2 protein-coding genes and 1 pseudogene are annotated in these 2,242 nt (G+C 72.3%); all 3 read left to right on the top strand.

Translation table 11 applies throughout. The features are described 5' to 3' along the window. Positions 1 to 227 precede the first annotated feature (227 nt). Positions 228 to 896, top strand: a complete 669-nt coding sequence (locus ACIQOV_RS38230) for a response regulator transcription factor (RefSeq protein WP_359899735.1) — start codon at positions 228 to 230, stop codon at positions 894 to 896. 141 nt (positions 897 to 1,037) lie between these two features. Next, on the top strand, positions 1,038 to 2,015 hold the full coding sequence (gene galE, locus ACIQOV_RS38225; protein ID WP_401055366.1) for a UDP-glucose 4-epimerase GalE: 978 nt from the start codon (positions 1,038 to 1,040) through the stop codon (positions 2,013 to 2,015). A gap of 127 nt (positions 2,016 to 2,142) precedes the next feature. Then, positions 2,143 to 2,242, top strand: a pseudogene (locus tag ACIQOV_RS38220) (DUF3027 domain-containing protein); the annotation flags it as partial.

Here is a 2,242-nt window from a genome sequence, read left to right as displayed (position 1 = left end):
TAGAGCGTCTCCATGGTAAGGAGAAGGTCTGCGGTTCGATTCCGCATGGGGGCTCCACTGAAAGACCCTCGCCTGGCGGCGGGGGTCTTTCGCGTTCTCCGGCCGGTTCCGTACCGCCGATACGCCCCGGCCTAGCGGGTCGGGTACGGAATGCGCTGTGATGGTGCGTCATCGGCCGCCCGCCGGAGGGGTGCGGGCGCGAGCCGGACCCCGACCTGGAGGGCGTCATGGGTGTTCGACTCGTGGTGGTGGACGACCACCGGCTGCTGGCCGAGGCGCTGGCCACCGCACTTCAACTGCGCGGCCATCGGGTGCTCGCGGTCGGTTCCCCGGCCGGCGTCGCCGCCGATCTGGTGGTCGGACGGCGGCCCGAGGTCTGTCTGCTGGGGGTGGCGGCGCCGGGGGAGTCGGGGGCCTTCGACGGGTTGCGCCGGATCCGCCGGGAGCGTCCCGAGGTGGCCGTGATCGTGCTCGGTCCGGTGGGTGAACTGCGCGGAGTGGCAGGGGCGTTCGCGGCCGGTGCGGCCGGGTACGTGCCCAGCGACGAGCGGATCGAGGTGGTCGAGCGGGCCATCGGACGGGCGCGCGCGGGCGAGGCCGCGGTCGCGGTGGACATTCTGCGCGGGGCCTTCGACCAACTGCTGCGCCCTGCGGTCGAGCCGGACGACGAGGCCGTCCGGTTGCTGCGGCTGCTGACCCGCCGTGAGGTGCAGGTGCTGGCCCGGATCGCGGACGGCGAGGACACCGCGGCGATCGCCTCCGGGATGCGGATCGCCGCGAGCACCGCCCGGACGCACGTCCAGCGGGTGCTGATGAAGCTCGGCGCGCGGACCCGCCTGGAGGCGGCCGCGGTGGCGGCGCGCACCGGCCTGCTGGAACGGATGGCCGGCGGCTGAGGACTTGGTGAGAAGGCTGGAAGCAGTCGCCCGTGTGGCGCGGAGCACCCCGGTGGCATTGGGAGAATGACCCCCGTCGTACGCATTCCGTCGATGGCTTCCGTCCGAACGGGCGGACCGTCGTTCGCTGGAGGTCGCAACATGAGTAAGTACCTGGTCACGGGTGGCGCCGGCTACGTCGGCAGTGTGGTCGCCGCCCACCTGCTGGAGGCGGGTCACCGGGTGACCGTCCTGGACGACCTCTCCACCGGTTTCCGCGAGGGTGTCCCGGCCGGTGCCGAGTTCGTCGAGGGCCGGATCCAGGAGGCCGGCAAGGTGTTGGACGGCTCCTTCGACGGCGTGCTGCACTTCGCCGCCTCCTCGCAGGTCGGCGAGTCGGTCGCGGACCCGGAGAAGTACTGGCGCAACAACGTGGCCGGCTCGCTGGAGCTGATCAGCGCGATGCGCGCGTCGGGTGTGCGCAAGCTGGTGTTCTCCTCCACCGCCGCCACCTACGGCGAGCCGGAGGCGGTGCCGATCGCCGAGACCGCCCGCACTGCGCCGACCAACACCTACGGCGCCACCAAGCTCGCCGTGGACCACCTGATCACCGGTGAGGCCGTCGCCCACGGCCTGGCCGCCGTCTCGCTGCGGTACTTCAACGTGGCCGGTGCGTACGGCAGTTCGTCCGGTGTCGCCTTCGGTGAGCGGCACGACCCCGAGTCGCACCTGATCCCGCTGGTCTTCCAGGCCGCGCTGGGGCAGCGTCCGCACATCGCGGTGTACGGCGACGACTACCCGACCCCGGACGGCACCTGCATCCGCGACTACATCCACGTCGCCGACCTGGCCGAGGCGCACCTGCTGGCGCTGGACGCGGCCGAGCCGGGCGAGCACCTGATCTGCAACCTGGGCAACGGCAGCGGCTTCTCGGTGCACGAGGTGATCGAGTCGGTCCAGCGCGTCACCGGCCGGGAGATCCCGGTGCGGGTCGAGGGCCGCCGGGCCGGTGACCCGGCGGTGCTGGTGGCCTCGGCCGCCCGCGCCCACGAGGCGCTGGGCTGGACCCCGCGCCGCCCGAACCTGGACGAGATCGTCGCCGACGCCTGGAAGTTCACCCTGGCGAAGAACGGCGGGTGAGTGACGGTCGGTGAGCGCCTCCGGGGGCGGCGCCCGGAACGGCCCTCGGGCGGTCCAAGTCCGGCCACTCACGCATCTTCTGACGAAACTTCACCGAATCGCCACGAGCGCGTTTCCCGCCCCGTAGGCTGAGTGCGCGAGCTGCGGCTTCCTGGTCCCGATCGGCGGCTCGCTCGGACAGGCCTTCGGCGTGTGCGGCAACGAGTTCGGCCCGGCCGACGGCCAGA

The sequence above is a fragment of the Kitasatospora sp. NPDC091257 genome (assembly GCF_044757675.1).
GTDB classification, from domain to species: Bacteria; Actinomycetota; Actinomycetes; order Streptomycetales; family Streptomycetaceae; genus Kitasatospora; species Kitasatospora lactacystinica.
Note: the sequence above shows the minus strand (reverse complement) of the source record. Positions and strands in the feature narration are given on the sequence as shown.